The organism is Roseateles sp., from assembly GCF_965229315.1.
In the GTDB taxonomy this organism is placed as follows: Bacteria; Pseudomonadota; Gammaproteobacteria; order Burkholderiales; family Burkholderiaceae_C; genus Pelomonas.
The window spans coordinates 922,465-937,062 of the sequence record NZ_CBDDJA010000001.1; the positions used below are offsets into that span (position 1 = coordinate 922,465).

Genomic DNA, 14,598 nt, shown 5'->3' on the forward strand with positions numbered 1-14,598 from the left:
CGCTCAAGGCCAGTGGCGCTGAAAGATCGCGGCCACGTCGGAGTGCTGCTCGACCTGCAGCAGCTTCGCGAAGAACGCCGGCCGCTCGGCCTGCAGGTGGGGCCGCGAGCCTGACCATTTGGACACCACCGCCGCCAACAGTTCCAGCGCACCCGGCGCCGCAGCATGGAAGCCGGCCTCGAACTGGTCCGCGAACAGCCGCCAGTGGTGATGCAGCCGGGCACGCGTGCCGGCGCGGATGCGGGCCTTGTCGTCATCGCTGCAGGGCTCGCACCAGCGCTCGGGGTAGTCGATGACGCTGATGGCCGCGTAGCAGTTGGCGGCGATGTAGACCAGGCCGCGAATGGCCGTCGCGCGGCCTGCGGCGTCCGCGGGCAGCAGGCGGCCGGGCGGCGCCGCGAGGCCCAGGTGGATGAGGATGGCCGCGCTTTCCGTCAACACCAGGCCGTCGTCGAAGACGAGTGTCGGGATCTGGCCCAGCGGGTTCACGCGCAGCAGTGCGTCACGCCCCGGGCCAGGGTTCCAGGATGCCGCGTCGACGGGCTCGAAAGCCTGGCCGGTGCGGGCCAGCGCCGCCTCGACGGCGGCCGACCCCGAACCGCGGGTGCCATACAAAGTCAACATGTCACTGCCTCCCTGTTCGAGCGTGCAAAATCGTCCCACAAGACCATGAGCCCCACGCCTGCCCTGCCGCCACCGCGACGGCCCAACCCCAAGCCGAGCTTCGGCCGTGTCAGCGTGGGCGTGCAGGGCCGCGTGATGGTGTCCATGGCCGAGGGGCCGTTCGACGTGGCGCTGATGGCCGCCGTCAAGCGCGCCATCATGCTCGCCGGCAAGCGGCTGCCGGCCGACCGCCGCTTTGCCGACCTGCTGGAGATCCGCGGCAGCCTGCAGATGGACGTCGACGCGCTGGCGCAGTTGCGCGAGAGCATCGATGCCTTCGCGTCGCGCGGCGTCGTGTCAGTCTCCACCGTCTTCCTCGTGCGTCCGGGCATCGCCGGCATCGAGCGGCTGCCGGCGTTGATGGACATCTGGCGCGCCAGCCGCCCGGTGCGCCGGGCCAGCGATTTCGCCAGTGCCTGGGCGCTGGTCAACGCCGACCTGGCTGCCGCCGGCCTGCCCACTCAGCCGCCGCCGCCCCACCATTCATGACGGCAGTCGCCGGGCTCGGCGCTCGCGGGGGCGTTGGCGATGACCAGCTCATGGCGGTGCCCTTCAGAAGGGCCAGCGGCGTTGGGCGGGGCGCAACTGCTCCCATGCGGCGCCCAGGGCCAGCACGCCGGCATCGTCGAAGCGCCGGCCGATGACCTGAAGGCCGATCGGCAAACCGCCTGGCGTGTAGCCCGCGTTGATGGACAGCGCCGGCTGCTCGCTCATGTTGAAGGGCAGCGTGAACGCGATGTGCTCGAAGGGCCGGGACGGGTCGTGCAATGGGCTGGCGCGATGGGCCGGATAGGCCGGCATGGGCGCCACCGGCGACAGCACGAAGTCGAACGGCGCGCAGGCCGAGACGGCCGCCTCGCGCAGCGCCTGCATCTGGCTGTAGCCGCGGAACACCGTGCCGCCGTCGTAGCCGGCCGCAGGCGCGACCCAGTCGAGGATGTAAGGCAGCACCTTCTCACGGCGCTCGGGCGCGAGGGCCTGCGTGTCCAGCCACGAGCGCATGCGCCAGAAGCGGTCGATGCCATCGGCCATCTCGCGCGTGCTGAACGGGGCCAGCGGCACGACGACGGCGCCGGCCTGCTCGAACGCACGCGCTGCGGCAACGATCGCGGCCGCCACCTCGGGCTGCACGGCCTCGCCCCAGCCGGCGTCCAGCATCAGGCCCACGCGCAGGCCCTTCAGCGTGATGCCCGGCTGCCACGCGAAGCCACCCGGCGGCAGCTGCGTGGGGTCGCGCGCATCGGGCTGCGCCAGCACCGCCAGCATCAGCGCGGCGTCTTCCACGCTGCGCGTCAGTGGCCCGGCGACGCGGCCTGCATAGCCCGGCTTGATGGGCACGCGGCCGTGGCTGGGCTTCAGGCCCACGAGGCCGCACCAGCCGGCCGGCAGCCGGATGGAGCCGCCGATGTCGGTACCCAGGTGCAGCGGCCCGTAGCCGGCCGCGCCCGCGGCGGCGGCCCCGGCACTGGAGCCACCGGGCGTCAGCGCCGTGTCCCACGGGTTGCGCGCGGGCTCGGCGTAGAGGCTGGACAGGCCCGAGCTCAGCATGCCGTAGTCGGGCATGGTGGTGCGCGCCCACGCGATGGCGCCGGCCTCGCGCAGCCGCGCGGCGGGCGGTGCCTCGAAGTCGGCCACCGCGTCGTCGGCCGTCGCCGCCGTGCCGAAGCGCCAGGCGGCGCCGGGCACGGCGATGTTCTCCTTCAGCGTGACGGGCACGCCGTCCAGCGCCAGCGGCGTGCCGGCGCGCCAGCGGGCCTCGCTGGCCCGCGCGGCGGCGAGTGCGCCGTCGGCATCGACGGCGCACAGCGCATGCAGTTCGCCCTCGCGCCGCTGCGCCTGCGAGAGCACCGCCTGCATCACGTCCACGGGCGACAGCTCGCCCGAACGGTAGGCGGCCAGCAACGCCGCCGCACCGAGCCCCGCGATCACTTCTTGAGCTTCTCGGCGGCCTTCAGCATCGCGTCGATATGGCCGTCGGGGTCCATGCTGGCGTGCACGGCAGCGACCTTGCCGTTCGGCGCGATCAGGTAGGACACGCGGTCGGCCATGGTGCCGGGCACCATCTTCAGCGACACGTCGTAGTCCTTGATGACCTTGCCGCCCGCATCCGCGGCGACGGCGAACTTGTTGCGGCAGGCCTCGACGCTGAACTTCTTCAGCGTGTCGATGTCGTCGTTGGACATGCCGATGACGGTGGTGTCGAGCGCCTTGAACTTGTCGGTGGCCTCGGCGAAGTTGTGCGCCTCCACGGTGCAGCCGCTGGTGAAGGCCTTGGGATAGAAGTACAGCACCACGGGGCCCTTCTTCAGCGCCTCGGCGAGCTTGAACTTGAACGGCTGGCCGCCCACGGCGGCGTCGGCCGTGAAGTCCGGCGCCGGCGCGCCGACGGTGAGCGCGGCGTGCGCGGCGGGCATGAGCAGGGCCGCGGCCAGGGCGGTGAACAGGCGTCGGGACATGGCAGACCTCGAGTGGTGGGATGGCGCAGGATAGCCAAGCCTCAATGGCCTGGCTGGCGGGTGGGTCAGGGCTGGCGCAGCAGGCCGTCGGCCAGCCAGCGCTGCAGCAGACCGACGACGGCGGGCGCGGCGGCGTCGGGATCGCCCAGCTCGGCGGCGGCGCGTTCGCACAGCCGCGCGAACGGTGCGCCCTGCGCGACCTCGGCCAGCAGCGCGTCCTCCAGCGGTTCCAGCGCGCGCCAGCGCGTGCCGTCGGCCTGCCGCCAGGCCAGCAGCGTGTGCGCGTGCGGGGCCGGTGCGTCCACCTCGGGGCTGGGCGTGCCCGCGTCGGGGTCCCATTCGCGAAGCAGCTTCCACGCCGGCTCGACGGCATGGGCCAGCGGCACACGCTGAACGCTGGGGTGCAGATGCAGCACCAGGCCGGCCCAGTCGTCGGCGCCCAGCGCGGCCAGCGTGGCGGCGTCCAGCAGGGGCGCGTCGGCCGCGTCGAACGCGCCGCGCAGCGCCCAGTCCATGCGGGCGACATCGACGAGGCTGGCATGCGGCACGAGGTCGTCGCCGGCCGCCGCCATGAAGCCGGCCAGGCCGTCGCCGAACCAGCGGATGGACGGCTGCCGGCTGGGCCGCGCGGCGATGTAGGCCTGGGCCAGCGCGTCGAAGCCGTCGTCGCCCAGCGCGCGCGCCAGCACGGTGAAGTTGTCGGCCAGCGCCTGCGCCAGACGGGCGCGGTAGGCGTGGCGGTAAACGGCCAGGCCGCGCGCGCTGTCGGCAGTCAGCAGGCCCTGTGGTTCGGCGCCGTCGCGGATGGCGGCGGCGAGCATGTGCTGCTGGGCGGCGAGCGTCATGCGGGCAGCGCTGCGGCGATGCGCCGGGCGTGGTCCAGCTCGGCCAGCAGCTCGGGCAACGGCGGGATATGGTCGTCGCGCTCGATCATCGCCGGCACCGCGCCGAAGCGCTGTCGCGCCTGGCGGTACAGCGCCCAGACCTCGTCGCGCACGGGGTGGTCGTGCGTGTCGATGACGATGTCGCCGCGGTCCTCGTGGCCGGCGAGGTGGATCTGGCGGACGACCTCGACCGGCAGGGCGTCCAGGTAGGCGACCGGGTCGAAGCCATGGTTGCGGCCCGACACGTAGACGTTGTTGACGTCCAGCAGCAGGCCGGCGCCGGTCTGCTTCAGCAGCGCGGCGATCCACTCGGCCTCGCCCATCTCGTCCGCCGCGAAGCGCACGTAGCTGGACACGTTCTCCAGCACCAGCGCGCGGCCGAGCAGGTCCTGCACCTGCGCGACGCGGCTGCCCACATGCGCCAGCGCCTCGCGCGTCAGCGGCACGGGCAGAAGGTCGTGCAGCTGACTGTGCGCGTCGGCGCTCCAGCACAGGTGGTCGGACACCCAGCCGGGCTGCAGCCGGTCGGCCAGCGCCTTCAGCTCACGCAGGTAGGCCGCATCCAGCGGCGTGGTCGCGGCGATGGACAGCGACACGCCGTGCATGACCAGTGGGTAGTCGGCGCGGATGCGCTCCAGGTGCGCCAGCGGCGGGCCGCCGGGCACCAGGTAGTTCTCGGAAATGATCTCCAGCCAGTCGGGGCGGCTGTCGGCAGGCACGCCGGCCTCGAAGTCGGCGTAGTGCTCGACGCGCAGGCCGAGGCCAAAGCCCTGGATTCGGTTCATGTCGATCAAACAAAAGGACGTGTGGCCGCAGGCTCACACGTCATCCAGCGGCACCGGCGGAACTGGCTTTGGCTGCGGCATCACATCGCTGCGCGATATGAGCCTGCACCGGAGCGCAAGCGCTCTGCCAGGCCGCCTGGTGCGCCCCCTGGGGCGCCGGCGTCAGCCGGCAGGGGGTCACTTCTCTACTTTTCCGCCCGCCTTGGTGCACTCGTCGGCCGACTTCTTGCTGACCCAGCCCTGGCCCTTGCAGCCGTTCTGGCCCTTGCAGCCGCTGCTGGCGGTCTTGCACTCGGAAGTGCCCTTGCAGGTGTTGACGCCGGAACACTTGACCATGCCGTCGGCCGCGGCCGCCGTCGTGGGGATGGCGGCGGTGGCGAACAGGGCGGCAGCGGCAGCGGCCAGGCCCAGGCTGTTCTTGAAAGATGCGTTCATGTCGTGGTCTCCAGAAAGAGAGGGTGGTTGAGATCGGGGTTCACCACAGGTCGGTGACGGCGGACCGACATCGACTTGCCAACGTGCGTCGGGGCAGAAGCCTCCGCCCTTACAGCCGGCAGGAAGATTCTGATGACCTGCCGTTATGACTGCAATGGCCCCTGGCATTCGTCATGGGCGGGTGCCAGCCGCTAGAGTGCCGCAGCCCGCATCCTGACTTTCCATGCTGAACACCGAAACCCCGAGCACCCGGCATCCCGACCTGGACACATACGCCACGCCCGCCTTGCTGGATGCGTTCATCGACGACCAGCACGCCGCCGTCGCCGCCGTGAAGGCCGCCGCGCCGCAGCTCGCCGCCGCGGTGGACGCCGCGCTGCCGCGCATCCGCGCCGGTGGCCGGCTGCTGTACGCCGGTGCCGGCACGTCCGGCCGCCTGGGCGTGCTGGACAGCGTGGAGCTGTACCCCACCTTCTCGTGGCCGCGCGAGCGGGCTGTGGCCATCATGGCCGGCGGGCCGGGCGCGATGTTCGTCGCCGTGGAAGGCGCCGAGGATGACCGCGCGCAGGGTGCGGCCGACCTCGCCGCGCTGAACCCAGGCCCGGACGACGTGGCGCTGCTGCTGGCCGCCAGCGGCGGCACGCCCTATGTGCTGGGCGCCATCGAGGCCGCGCGCGCGGCCGGCGCGCTGACCATCGGCTTCGCCAACAACCCCGGCGCGCCGGTCGCGGCGCAGGCCGAGATCGGCGTCATCCTCGACACCGGCCCCGAGGTCATCTCCGGCAGCACGCGGCTGAAGGCGGGCACGTCGCAGAAGATCGCGCTGAACACCTTCTCGTCGGCGCTGATGGTGCGGCTCAACAAGGTCTACGGCAACCTGATGGTGGACCTGAAGGCCACCAACGCCAAGCTCGTGAAGCGGGCGCTGGCGTTGACGGTGCGTGCGTCGGGCGCCAGCGAGGCGGAGGCACAAGCGGCGCTGGCCGCCTGCGACAACCATGTGAAGACGGCGCTGGTGATGCTCAAGCTCGGCGTGGGCGCCGATGAAGCCCGCCGGCGGCTGCAGGCCGTGGACGGCAGCGTGAGCAAGGCCCTGGCGACATGAACCGCTCCCCTTGGGCGTGGATTCCCAGCCTCTACTTCGCCCAGGGCATCCCCTATGTCGTCGTGATGACCTTGTCGGTCGTCATGTACAAGAACCTGGGCATCTCCAACACCGACATCGCGCTCTACACGAGCTGGCTCTACCTGCCCTGGGTCATCAAGCCGCTGTGGTCGCCGCTGGTGGAGCTGTTCGGCACCAAGCGGCGCTGGGTGACGGTGCTGCAGTTCTTCGTCGGTGCCGCACTCGCGGGCGTGGCGCTGACCATCCCGACCGACAAGGTCTTCCAGCTCTCGCTGGCGGTGTTCTGGTTGATGGCCTTCGCGTCGGCCTCGCACGACATCGCAGCAGACGGCTACTACATGCTGGCGCTGCCGCAGCATCAACAGGCCGCGTTCGTCGGCGTGCGCTCCACGTTCTATCGCCTGGCCAACATCGGCGGCCAGGGCGGGTTGGTCTACCTGGCCGGCGAGCTGACCGAACGCACCGGCAGCGTCACGCAGGCCTGGAGCCTGGTGTTCTGGCTGCTGGGCGTGCTGTTCGTCGTGCTGGCGGCGTGGCACGGCATCGTGCTGCCGCGGCCCGCGGCCGACGTGCGCGGTGCCGGCCGGGGAGCCGCGCGTGGGCTGGTGGCGGACTTCTTCGCCGTGTTCGCCAGCTTCTTCAGAAAGCCCGGCATCGCCGTCATCCTCGGCTTCCTGCTGCTGTACCGGTTCCCTGAGGCGCAGCTGCTCAAGCTGGCGTCGCCTTTCTTGCTGGACCCCGTCGACCAGGGCGGCCTGGGCCTGTCGACCAAGGCCGTGGGCATCGCCTACGGCACGGTGGGCCTCACGGCGCTGACGCTGGGGGGCCTGGCCGGCGGCTGGGTCATCTCGCGCGTGGGCCTCAAGCGCGCGCTGTGGCCGCTGGTGCTGGCCATGCACGTGCCCAACGTCGCCTTCCTGCTGCTGGCCATGACGCACCCCACCAGCCTGGCCGTCGTCAGCGCCGCGCTGGCGGTGGAGCAGTTCGGCTACGGCCTGGGCTTCACGGCCTACCTGATGTACATGATCCATGTCGCCGGGGGGCCGCAGGAGCCGGCGACGGGCCGCCCCGAGCCGGCTCAGCCCCCCCGGGGGGTGGCACAGCAGGCGCCTGCGCCTGCGAAGCCTGGGGGTCCATCCACCGCGCACTACGCGATCTGCACCGGCTTCATGGCGCTGGGCATGATGATCCCGGGCATGTGGAGCGGCTGGCTTCAGGACCACGTCGGCTACGTGCCGTTCTTCGCCTGGGTGCTGGTGGCGACGATCCCCAGCTTCTTCATGGCTGCGCTCATCAAGGTGCCCGAGAACTTCGGCAAGAAGGCGGACGACAGCGCATGAAAGACCGGTTGCTCAGCCTCGACGCCTTCCGCGGCTTCACCATCGCGGCGATGCTGCTCGTCAACAACCCGGGCGACTGGGGCCATGTCTACGCGCCGCTGCTGCACGCGCAATGGCACGGCTGGACGTTCACCGACTGGGTGTTCCCGTTCTTCGTCTTCATCGCCGGCATGGCCATGACGATCAGCCTGGCGCGCCGCGCGCAGGCCGGGGCCGACAAGACCGCGCTGCTGCTGCAGACCTGGCGCCGCGCGCTCGTCATCATCGGCATCGGCCTGCTGCTCAACCTCATCCCGAACTTCGACTTCGCCAGCGTGCGCATCCCCGGCGTGCTGCAGCGCCTGGGCCTGTGCACGCTGCTGGCCGCGCCCATCGTGCTGTGGTGCAGTGCACGCGGCGTGGCGCTGTGGGCGGCGCTGCTGATGGCTGTCTATGCCTTCATCCAGCTCTGCGTGCCGGTGCCCGACGCCGACGGCGTGGTCCACACCGGCGTGCTGGAGCGCGGCCAGGACGTGGGCGCCTGGCTGGACCGCGCACTGCTGGACGGCCACCTGTGGAAGCAGGCCAGGACCTGGGACCCCGAGGGCCTGCTGTCCACGCTGCCGGCCGTGGCGTCGCAGCTGCTGGGCGTGCTGGCCGGCTACGTGCTGGCGTCGAAGAAGCAGCCCGCCGAGAAGGCCATGACCTGGGTCGTCGCGGGCCTGGCGTCGCTGTGGCTGGGCCAGGTGCTGGACGCCTGGCTGATGCCCATCAACAAGTCGCTGTGGACGCCCAGCTATGTGTTCGCGATGGCGGGCTGGGCCTTGCTCGTGTTCGCCGTCTTCTACTGGCTGCTGGACGCGATGCCGCAGCCGCTGGCCCGCGCGCGCTGGGCGCGGCTGCTGCACCCGTTCGTCGTGTTCGGCATGAACGCGCTGTTCCTGTTCGCGCTGTCGGGGCTGGTGGCCAAGATGCTGTACACCGTCAAGCTCGCCGACGGCCGCTCGCTGGGCAAGGCGCTGTACCAGCCCATCGTGGAGCTGGGCCTGGCGCCACAGAACGCGTCGCTGCTGCACGCCGTCGTGTTCGTCCTCGCCATGTACGCCTTGGCGTGGTTCATGTACCGAAAGCAATGGTTCATCAAGGTATGAAGCGACGCGACCTCCTCAGCCTCACCGCCGTGCCGCTGCTCAGCGCCTGTGCCACGCCGCCCCAGCCGGCCCCCGTCGCGCAGATGGACGTCTTGCCGCCCGCGGTGCCGCTGACGGTCGGGCCCGACGGCGAGATCTCGCACGCGCCGCTGCCGCTGCCCGTGCCGCCCGCGCGCGAATGGCGTGCCGCGTGGATCGCCACCGTCGCCAACATCGACTGGCCCAGCAAGCCGGGCCTGCCCGCCGCGCAGCAGCAGGCCGAGATCCGCAACCTGTGCGACGTGGCCGTGCGCACGGGGCTGAACGCGCTGATCCTGCAGGTGCGCACCAGCGCCGATGCGCTGTACGAATCGAAACTGGAGCCGTGGAGCGAGTACCTCACCGGCACGCAGGGCCAGCACCCCGGCTACGACCCGCTGGCCGTGTGGCTGGCGGAGGCGCGCATCCGCGGCCTGGAGCTGCACGCCTGGTTCAACCCCTACCGCGCGCGGCACAGCACGGCCAAGTCCGTGCTGGCCGACACGCACGTGGGCCGCATCCACACCGACTGGGTCAAGCGTTATGGCGACCAGCTCTGGATGGACCCGGGCGAGACCGCGGCGGCCGAGCACACGCTGGCCGTCGTGCGCGACGTGCTGGCGCGCTACCCCGTCGACGGCGTGCACATCGACGACTACTTCTACCCCTACCCCATCCAGGACGCGGCGAAGAACGACGTCGACTTCCCGGACGAGCCGAGCTGGCAGAAGTACGTCGCCGGCGGCGGCAGCCTGGCCCGCCACGACTGGCGCCGCTACAACGTCAACCGCCTCGTGCAGCGCCTGTACGCGCTGGCGCACGAGGTGCGGCCCGGCACGCGCGTGGGCGTGAGCCCGTTCGGCCTGCCACGGCCCGACCTGCGCCCGCCGGGCATCACCGGCTTCAGCCAGTACGACAAGCTCTACGCCGACGTGGAGCTGTGGCTGCGCGAAGGCTGGCTGGACTACCTCGCGCCGCAGCTGTACTGGCCGCGCGCGCAGACGGCGCAGGCCTTCGAGCCGCTGCTGCAGGCCTGGCGCGCGCTGAACCCGCTGGACCGGCCCATCCACGCCGGCCTGTTCACCAGCCGCATCGACGCCAGCGACAAGAGCTGGCTGCCGGACGAGATCGTCGGCCAGATCGACAGCGTCCGGCGCCTGTCGCCCGGCAGCGGCCACATCCACTTCAGCATGGCCGCGCTGGCGCAGAACCGCCGCGGCATCGCCGACGCGCTGCGCACGGGGCCTTATGCACCGGTGGCTGCGCCGGTATCCGCACCCACGCCCGGCGCCGTGAACCCGGTGCGCTGAGCCGGCGCGCCGCTCAGGCGTCGGCCGCCCGTCCAGGGGGGCGGCCGAGCTTGCGGTAGATCGTGTTGCGGCTGATGCCCAGCTGCTTGGACGCCGCCGAGATGTTGCCGCCGGCGGCCGCCAGCGCGGCGCGGATCATCGCGATCCCGGCCTTTTCCAGCGTCTGCGGCGTCTGCGGCGGCAGCGCGGCGCTCTCGGCCGCCGTGCCGGGCGAGGCCGGGGCAACCAGGCCGGGCCTGCCGCGCTCCAGGTCCTCGATGAAGTCGTCGGGCAGGTGGGCCACCGTGATCTGCCGCTCGCCGCTGGACATGGCCGCGGCCGTGCGCAGCACGTTGGCGAGCTGGCGGATGTTGCCCGGCCAGGTGCAGCGGCGCAGCAGCGCCAGCACCGGCGGGCTCAGCTCGGGCGTGTCCTGCGGGCGCTCCGCGCGCAGGATGCGGCGCGCCACGGCCTCCAGGTCGCTGCGCTCGCGCAGCGCGGGCAGGCGCAGCGCCAGGCCGTTGATGCGGTAGTACAAGTCCTCGCGGAAGGCCTGCGCCTCGATCATGTCGCGCAGGTTGCGGTGCGTCGCGCAGATCACGGCGATGTCCACCGGCACGGCCCTGGGCGAGCCCAGCGGCGTCACGCTGCGCTCCTGCAGCACGCGCAGCAGCCGCGCCTGCAGCGGCAACGGCATGTCGCCGATCTCGTCCAGGAACAGCGTGCCGCCGTGGGCCTGCACGATGCGGCCGGGCGCGCCCTTGCGGCGCGCGCCGGTGAACGCGCCTTCCTCGTAGCCGAACAGCTCCGCCTCAATCAGCGACTCGGGGATGGACGCGCAGTTGACGGCCACGAACGGCTGGCGCGAGCGCGCCGAGTCGTGGTGCACGGCGCGCGCCAGCAGCTCCTTGCCGGTGCCCGTTTCGCCGAGGATGAGCAGCGGGATGTCGCGGTCCAGCACTTGGCGGATCTTGCCGATGACGGTGTCCAGCCGCGCGTCGCCGGTGCGCAGGTACTGCAGGCCGGAGAAGGGCTGCGCGGCGCGCGGCACGGCGGCGTCGCGGCTCACCGGCGCGGCCTGCGGCGGCTCGGGCGCCGCGTCGTCGGCCGCGCCCAGGCCCAGCGCCATGGGGCGCGACGGCCAGTCGAAGCGCGCGGTGGCGTGGAACGGCCGGCCGTCCGGCACGCTCAGCCGCAGCGGCGCGGACATGGGCGCGCGGAAGTGGTCGTAGACGGCGGCCGGCGTGGTGCCGAACAGCGTGGCCAGGCTCTGCGCGCGCAGCGCGGCGCCGCTCAGGCCCAGCTGCTCCAGCGCGCTGCGGTTGGCGCCGACGATGCGGCCGTCCGGCGCGACGACGAGGATGCCTTCGAGCAGCGTGCCGATGAACTCCGCGCGGCCGTGGAAGTGGATGCGCAGCCGGTTGTTGCAGTCGTCGGAGAGCCAGTGGTTCTCGATCATGCTGGCCGACATGCGCACCAGGCCCATGGTGTGCTGGTGGTAGCCGCGGTGGTCGCCGGTCACGTCCAGCACGCCCAGCATGTTGCCGCGCGGGTCGAAGATGGGCGCGGCCGAGCAGGTCAGGAAGCTGTTGGCGTGCATGAAGTGCTCGTGCGCGTGCACCAGCGTGGGCGCCTGCTCGAACAGCGCCGTGCCGATGGCGTTGGTGCCCTTGGAGTGCTCGGCCCAGTTGGCGCCGGGCGCCAGCGCCACCTTGTCGGCGCGCGCCAGGAAGTCGTCGTCGCCGACCGAATGCAGGATGGTGCCCTGCGCGTCGGTCAGCACGATCATGCTTTCGCTGTTGACGATCTGCTGGAACAGCAGCTGCATCACGGGCGCGGCGTGCAGGCACAGGCGCTGGTTGCGTTCGCGCGCCAGCTGCAGGTCGCTGCGCACCAGCGGGCCCGCGTCGCCCGGCTCGCCGCGCTTGAGGCCCAGGGCGGCGCTGCGGCGGTGCGAGCGCTCGATGCAGTCCACGCGGGACGGCTGCATGGCCAGCGCGGCGACAGGCAACGGCCCGCCCGTGCCACCCGGTTCACGGCTCAAAGCATCCATGGTTCTTTCCTGTGCGCCTGCCGTGCAGGCTTGTCTCCGGGGGTGGCGGCCTGGGCAGCCCCGCCGTGGTCGGCGCATGCTGTGCCAAAGCGTTGCGGCTGTCCAGTTGCAGTTTGTGTCGCCCTCGGGCGCGGGCAGTGGCGCCGGGGCACGGCACCGCCGGGGGGCGCTCTAATCGCCGGTCCGCCCGCCGCAGCCCCGCGGCCGGCACAGCAGGAGTACAGATGCAGCAGCCACCCTGGCACGGCCCGGTGCGCGCCTGCGCGTCGGGGTGGGTGATGGCCCTGGCCGCGCCGGTCGCCGCCACGGCGCAGGCCGACGAACCGCAGCGCCTGGCGCCCGTCGTCGTGACGGCCACGCGCAGCGAGGCGGCCGCGTTCGACGTGCCCGCGTCCATCACCCGCATCGGCGCGGATGAGGTGCGTGACGGCCACGCCCTCGTCAACATCTCCGAGAGCCTGGCCGGCGTGCCGGGCCTGCTGGCGCGCGACCGGCAGAACTATGCGCAGGACGTGCAGATCTCGGTGCGCGGCTTCGGCGCGCGCTCCACCTTCGGCATCCGCGGCGTGCGGCTGTACGTGGACGGCATCCCCGCCACGCTGCCCGACGGCCAGGGGCAGATCTCCAACGTCGAGCTGGGCTCGGTGGGCCGCATCGAGGTGCTGCGCGGGCCGTTCTCGGCGCTGTACGGCAACTCGGCCGGCGGCGTCATCCAGGTGTTCACCGAAGACGGCCGCGGCCCACCGACGCTGAGCTTCAACGCCGCCGCCGGCAGCGACGGCCTGCTGCGCCTGGGCGCCCAGGCCCGCGGCGCCAGCGGCCCCCTCGGCTACGTCCTCGGCGTGAGCCGCCTGACCAGCGACGGCTACCGCGACCACAGCGCCACCGAGCGCCGCCTGGGCAACGCCAAGCTCACCTGGCGGCCCGACGGTGACAGCCGGTTCACGCTGGTGGCCAACAGCGTCGCGCTGCCCGAGGCGCAGGACCCGCTGGGCCTCACGCGCGCGCAATGGGCCGCCAACCCGCGCGGCGTCGATGCCTCGGCGCTGGACTACGACACGCGCAAGACCGTCAACCAGACGCAGCTCGGCGTCGTCTACGAGCGCCGGCTGGACGCCGCCAACGCGCTGCAGCTGACGGCCTACGGCGGCCACCGCGGCACCGCGCAGTTCCAGGCCATCCCGCGTGCGACGCAGGCCAGCGCGCTGCACCCCGGCGGCGTCATCGACCTGGCGCGCGACTACCGCGGCGCCGACCTGCGCTGGACGCTGAAGTCGCAGCTGCTGGCCGCCCCGCTGACCGTCATCGCCGGCCTGGCCCACGACACGCTCGACGAGCAGCGCCGCGGCTACCTGAACTACGCCGGCACGCCCGTGGCCGTGCTGGGCGTGCTGGGCGCGCTGCGCCGCGACGAGACCAACACCGTCACCAGCACCGACCCCTACGTGCAAGCCTCCTGGCAGCCGGCGCCCGACTGGACGGTCAATGCCGGCGTGCGCCGCAGCCGCGTGCGTTTCGATTCGGCGGACCACTACGTCGTCGGCGCCAACCCCGACGACAGCGGCCGGGCCAGCTACGGCGCCACGCTGCCGGTGCTGGGCGTCGTCTACGCGCCCGCCGACGCCGTGCGCCTGTACGCCACCGCCGGCCGCGGCTACGAGACGCCCACGCTCAACGAGCTGGCCTACCGCGCCGGGGGCGGCACGGGGCTGAACCTCGGGCTGCAGGCGGCCACCAGCCACAGCGTCGAGGCCGGCGTGAAGCTGCGCTGGGGCGGCGACGGAGGCAGCGACGGCGACAGCGGCGGCGGCGGCGAGGCGACGGCCGCCGTCTTCCAGACCCGTACCGCCCACGAGATCGTCACGCAGACCAACAGCGGCGGGCGCGCCACCTACCAGAACGCCGGGGCCACGCAGCGGCGCGGCGTGGAGCTGGCGCTCGAGCAGCGCTGGGCCCGGCACCTGCGCGCGCAACTGTCGGCCACGGTGCTGAGCGCGACCTACGTGGACGGCTTCCTGACCTGCACGGCCACACCCTGCGCCACGGCCAACATGCCCATCGCGGCGGGCAACCGCCTGCCCGGCATCGCGCGCGGTGCGCTGTTCGCGTCGCTGGGCTGGCTGCCGCCCACCGGCTGGCGCGGCGGCGTCGAGGCGCGCGCGCTGAGCGCCGTGGCCGTCAACGACGCCAACACCGACGCCGTGCCGGCCCACGCGGTGGCCGCGGCCCACGCGGGCTACGTGCTGGCGGCCGGCGCGTGGGCGCTGGGCGGCTTCGTGCGCGCCGACAACCTGTTCGACCGGCACTACGTCGGCTCCGTCATCGTCAACGAGGGCAACGGCCGCTTTTTCGAGCCGGCGCCCGGCCGCACCTGGCTGGCCAGCGTGTCGGCGAGCGTGAAGTTCTGACCGCAGAACCT

The 14,598-nt window shown here is 72.4% G+C and carries 13 protein-coding genes; 6 read left to right on the forward strand and 7 right to left on the reverse strand.

The genetic code is table 11. The features are described from left to right. Positions 1 to 3: 3 nt before the first annotated feature. The gene (locus ACO07H_RS04240) at positions 4 to 624 is read right to left on the reverse strand and encodes a glutathione S-transferase family protein (RefSeq protein WP_422011447.1); all 621 of its coding nucleotides are present in this window, start codon (positions 622 to 624) and stop codon (positions 4 to 6) included. A gap of 45 nt (positions 625 to 669) precedes the next feature. Here ACO07H_RS04240 and ACO07H_RS04245 point away from each other — a divergent pair, with 45 nt between their 5' ends. Continuing rightward, positions 670 to 1,152, forward strand: coding sequence for a hypothetical protein (locus ACO07H_RS04245; RefSeq protein WP_422011449.1), 483 nt, complete (start codon positions 670 to 672; stop codon positions 1,150 to 1,152). A gap of 63 nt (positions 1,153 to 1,215) precedes the next feature. Here the strand turns inward: ACO07H_RS04245 and ACO07H_RS04250 are convergent, their stop codons facing one another. The 5 genes from ACO07H_RS04250 to ACO07H_RS04270 form a co-directional block, all read right to left on the reverse strand. After that, positions 1,216 to 2,589 carry an amidase gene (locus ACO07H_RS04250; protein ID WP_422011659.1) on the reverse strand — a complete coding sequence of 458 codons (1,374 nt, stop codon included), beginning with the start codon at positions 2,587 to 2,589 and terminating at the stop codon, positions 1,216 to 1,218. After that, entirely contained in the window at positions 2,589 to 3,119 is a 531-nt protein-coding gene (locus ACO07H_RS04255) for a peroxiredoxin (protein ID WP_422011451.1), read from the reverse strand. The genes ACO07H_RS04250 and ACO07H_RS04255 overlap by 1 nt, the downstream gene beginning before the upstream one ends. 65 nt (positions 3,120 to 3,184) lie before the next feature. Next, positions 3,185 to 3,964: a putative DNA-binding domain-containing protein gene (locus ACO07H_RS04260; protein WP_422011453.1), complete on the reverse strand. Its 780-nt coding sequence runs from the start codon at positions 3,962 to 3,964 to the stop codon at positions 3,185 to 3,187. After that, a complete protein-coding gene (locus ACO07H_RS04265) occupies positions 3,961 to 4,788 on the reverse strand; it encodes a DUF692 domain-containing protein (RefSeq protein WP_422011455.1) in 828 nt (275 codons plus the stop codon). The genes ACO07H_RS04260 and ACO07H_RS04265 overlap by 4 nt, the downstream gene beginning before the upstream one ends. A gap of 177 nt (positions 4,789 to 4,965) precedes the next feature. Next, the gene (locus ACO07H_RS04270) at positions 4,966 to 5,223 is read right to left on the reverse strand and encodes a hypothetical protein (protein WP_422011457.1); all 258 of its coding nucleotides are present in this window, start codon (positions 5,221 to 5,223) and stop codon (positions 4,966 to 4,968) included. Positions 5,224 to 5,446: 223 nt separating this feature from the next. Here ACO07H_RS04270 and ACO07H_RS04275 point away from each other — a divergent pair, with 223 nt between their 5' ends. The 4 genes from ACO07H_RS04275 to ACO07H_RS04290 are packed head-to-tail and all read left to right on the forward strand — an operon-like array spanning position 5,447 to position 10,147. Further along, positions 5,447 to 6,328, forward strand: coding sequence for an N-acetylmuramic acid 6-phosphate etherase (locus ACO07H_RS04275; RefSeq protein ID WP_422011461.1), 882 nt, complete (start codon positions 5,447 to 5,449; stop codon positions 6,326 to 6,328). Next, on the forward strand, positions 6,325 to 7,689 hold the full coding sequence (locus ACO07H_RS04280) for an MFS transporter (RefSeq protein WP_422011463.1): 1,365 nt from the start codon (positions 6,325 to 6,327) through the stop codon (positions 7,687 to 7,689). Before ACO07H_RS04275 ends, ACO07H_RS04280 begins: the two co-directional genes overlap by 4 nt. Then, positions 7,686 to 8,819 (forward strand): acyltransferase family protein, encoded by a 1,134-nt coding sequence (locus ACO07H_RS04285; RefSeq protein WP_422011465.1) that lies wholly within the window; start codon positions 7,686 to 7,688, stop codon positions 8,817 to 8,819. Before ACO07H_RS04280 ends, ACO07H_RS04285 begins: the two co-directional genes overlap by 4 nt. Then, entirely contained in the window at positions 8,816 to 10,147 is a 1,332-nt protein-coding gene (locus ACO07H_RS04290; protein ID WP_422011467.1) for a family 10 glycosylhydrolase, read from the forward strand. Before ACO07H_RS04285 ends, ACO07H_RS04290 begins: the two co-directional genes overlap by 4 nt. A gap of 13 nt (positions 10,148 to 10,160) precedes the next feature. Here the strand turns inward: ACO07H_RS04290 and ACO07H_RS04295 are convergent, their stop codons facing one another. Further along, positions 10,161 to 12,179: a sigma-54-dependent Fis family transcriptional regulator gene (locus ACO07H_RS04295; RefSeq protein WP_422011469.1), complete on the reverse strand. Its 2,019-nt coding sequence runs from the start codon at positions 12,177 to 12,179 to the stop codon at positions 10,161 to 10,163. A 224-nt stretch (positions 12,180 to 12,403) separates the two neighbouring features. On the opposite strand from ACO07H_RS04295, the gene ACO07H_RS04300 reads away from it, so the two are divergent. Next, a complete protein-coding gene (locus tag ACO07H_RS04300) occupies positions 12,404 to 14,587 on the forward strand; it encodes a TonB-dependent receptor domain-containing protein (RefSeq protein ID WP_422011471.1) in 2,184 nt (727 codons plus the stop codon). Positions 14,588 to 14,598: the final 11 nt, after the last annotated feature.

Excerpts from the sequence above, each read along its gene's own strand:
- ACO07H_RS04245 (WP_422011449.1), top strand. The coding sequence starts at position 670 with ATGAGCCCCACGCCTGCCCTGCCGCCACCGCGACGGCCCAACCCCAAG.
- ACO07H_RS04285 (WP_422011465.1), top strand. The coding sequence starts at position 7,686 with ATGAAAGACCGGTTGCTCAGCCTCGACGCCTTCCGCGGCTTCACCATC.
- ACO07H_RS04255 (WP_422011451.1), bottom strand. The coding sequence starts at position 3,119 with ATGTCCCGACGCCTGTTCACCGCCCTGGCCGCGGCCCTGCTCATGCCC.
- ACO07H_RS04275 (WP_422011461.1), top strand. The coding sequence starts at position 5,447 with ATGCTGAACACCGAAACCCCGAGCACCCGGCATCCCGACCTGGACACA.
- ACO07H_RS04290 (WP_422011467.1), top strand. The coding sequence starts at position 8,816 with ATGAAGCGACGCGACCTCCTCAGCCTCACCGCCGTGCCGCTGCTCAGC.
- ACO07H_RS04265 (WP_422011455.1), bottom strand. The coding sequence starts at position 4,788 with ATGAACCGAATCCAGGGCTTTGGCCTCGGCCTGCGCGTCGAGCACTAC.
- ACO07H_RS04295 (WP_422011469.1), bottom strand. The coding sequence starts at position 12,179 with ATGGATGCTTTGAGCCGTGAACCGGGTGGCACGGGCGGGCCGTTGCCT.
- ACO07H_RS04300 (WP_422011471.1), top strand. The coding sequence starts at position 12,404 with ATGCAGCAGCCACCCTGGCACGGCCCGGTGCGCGCCTGCGCGTCGGGG.
- ACO07H_RS04260 (WP_422011453.1), bottom strand. The coding sequence starts at position 3,964 with ATGACGCTCGCCGCCCAGCAGCACATGCTCGCCGCCGCCATCCGCGAC.
- ACO07H_RS04240 (WP_422011447.1), bottom strand. The coding sequence starts at position 624 with ATGTTGACTTTGTATGGCACCCGCGGTTCGGGGTCGGCCGCCGTCGAG.
- ACO07H_RS04270 (WP_422011457.1), bottom strand. The coding sequence starts at position 5,223 with ATGAACGCATCTTTCAAGAACAGCCTGGGCCTGGCCGCTGCCGCTGCC.
- ACO07H_RS04280 (WP_422011463.1), top strand. The coding sequence starts at position 6,325 with ATGAACCGCTCCCCTTGGGCGTGGATTCCCAGCCTCTACTTCGCCCAG.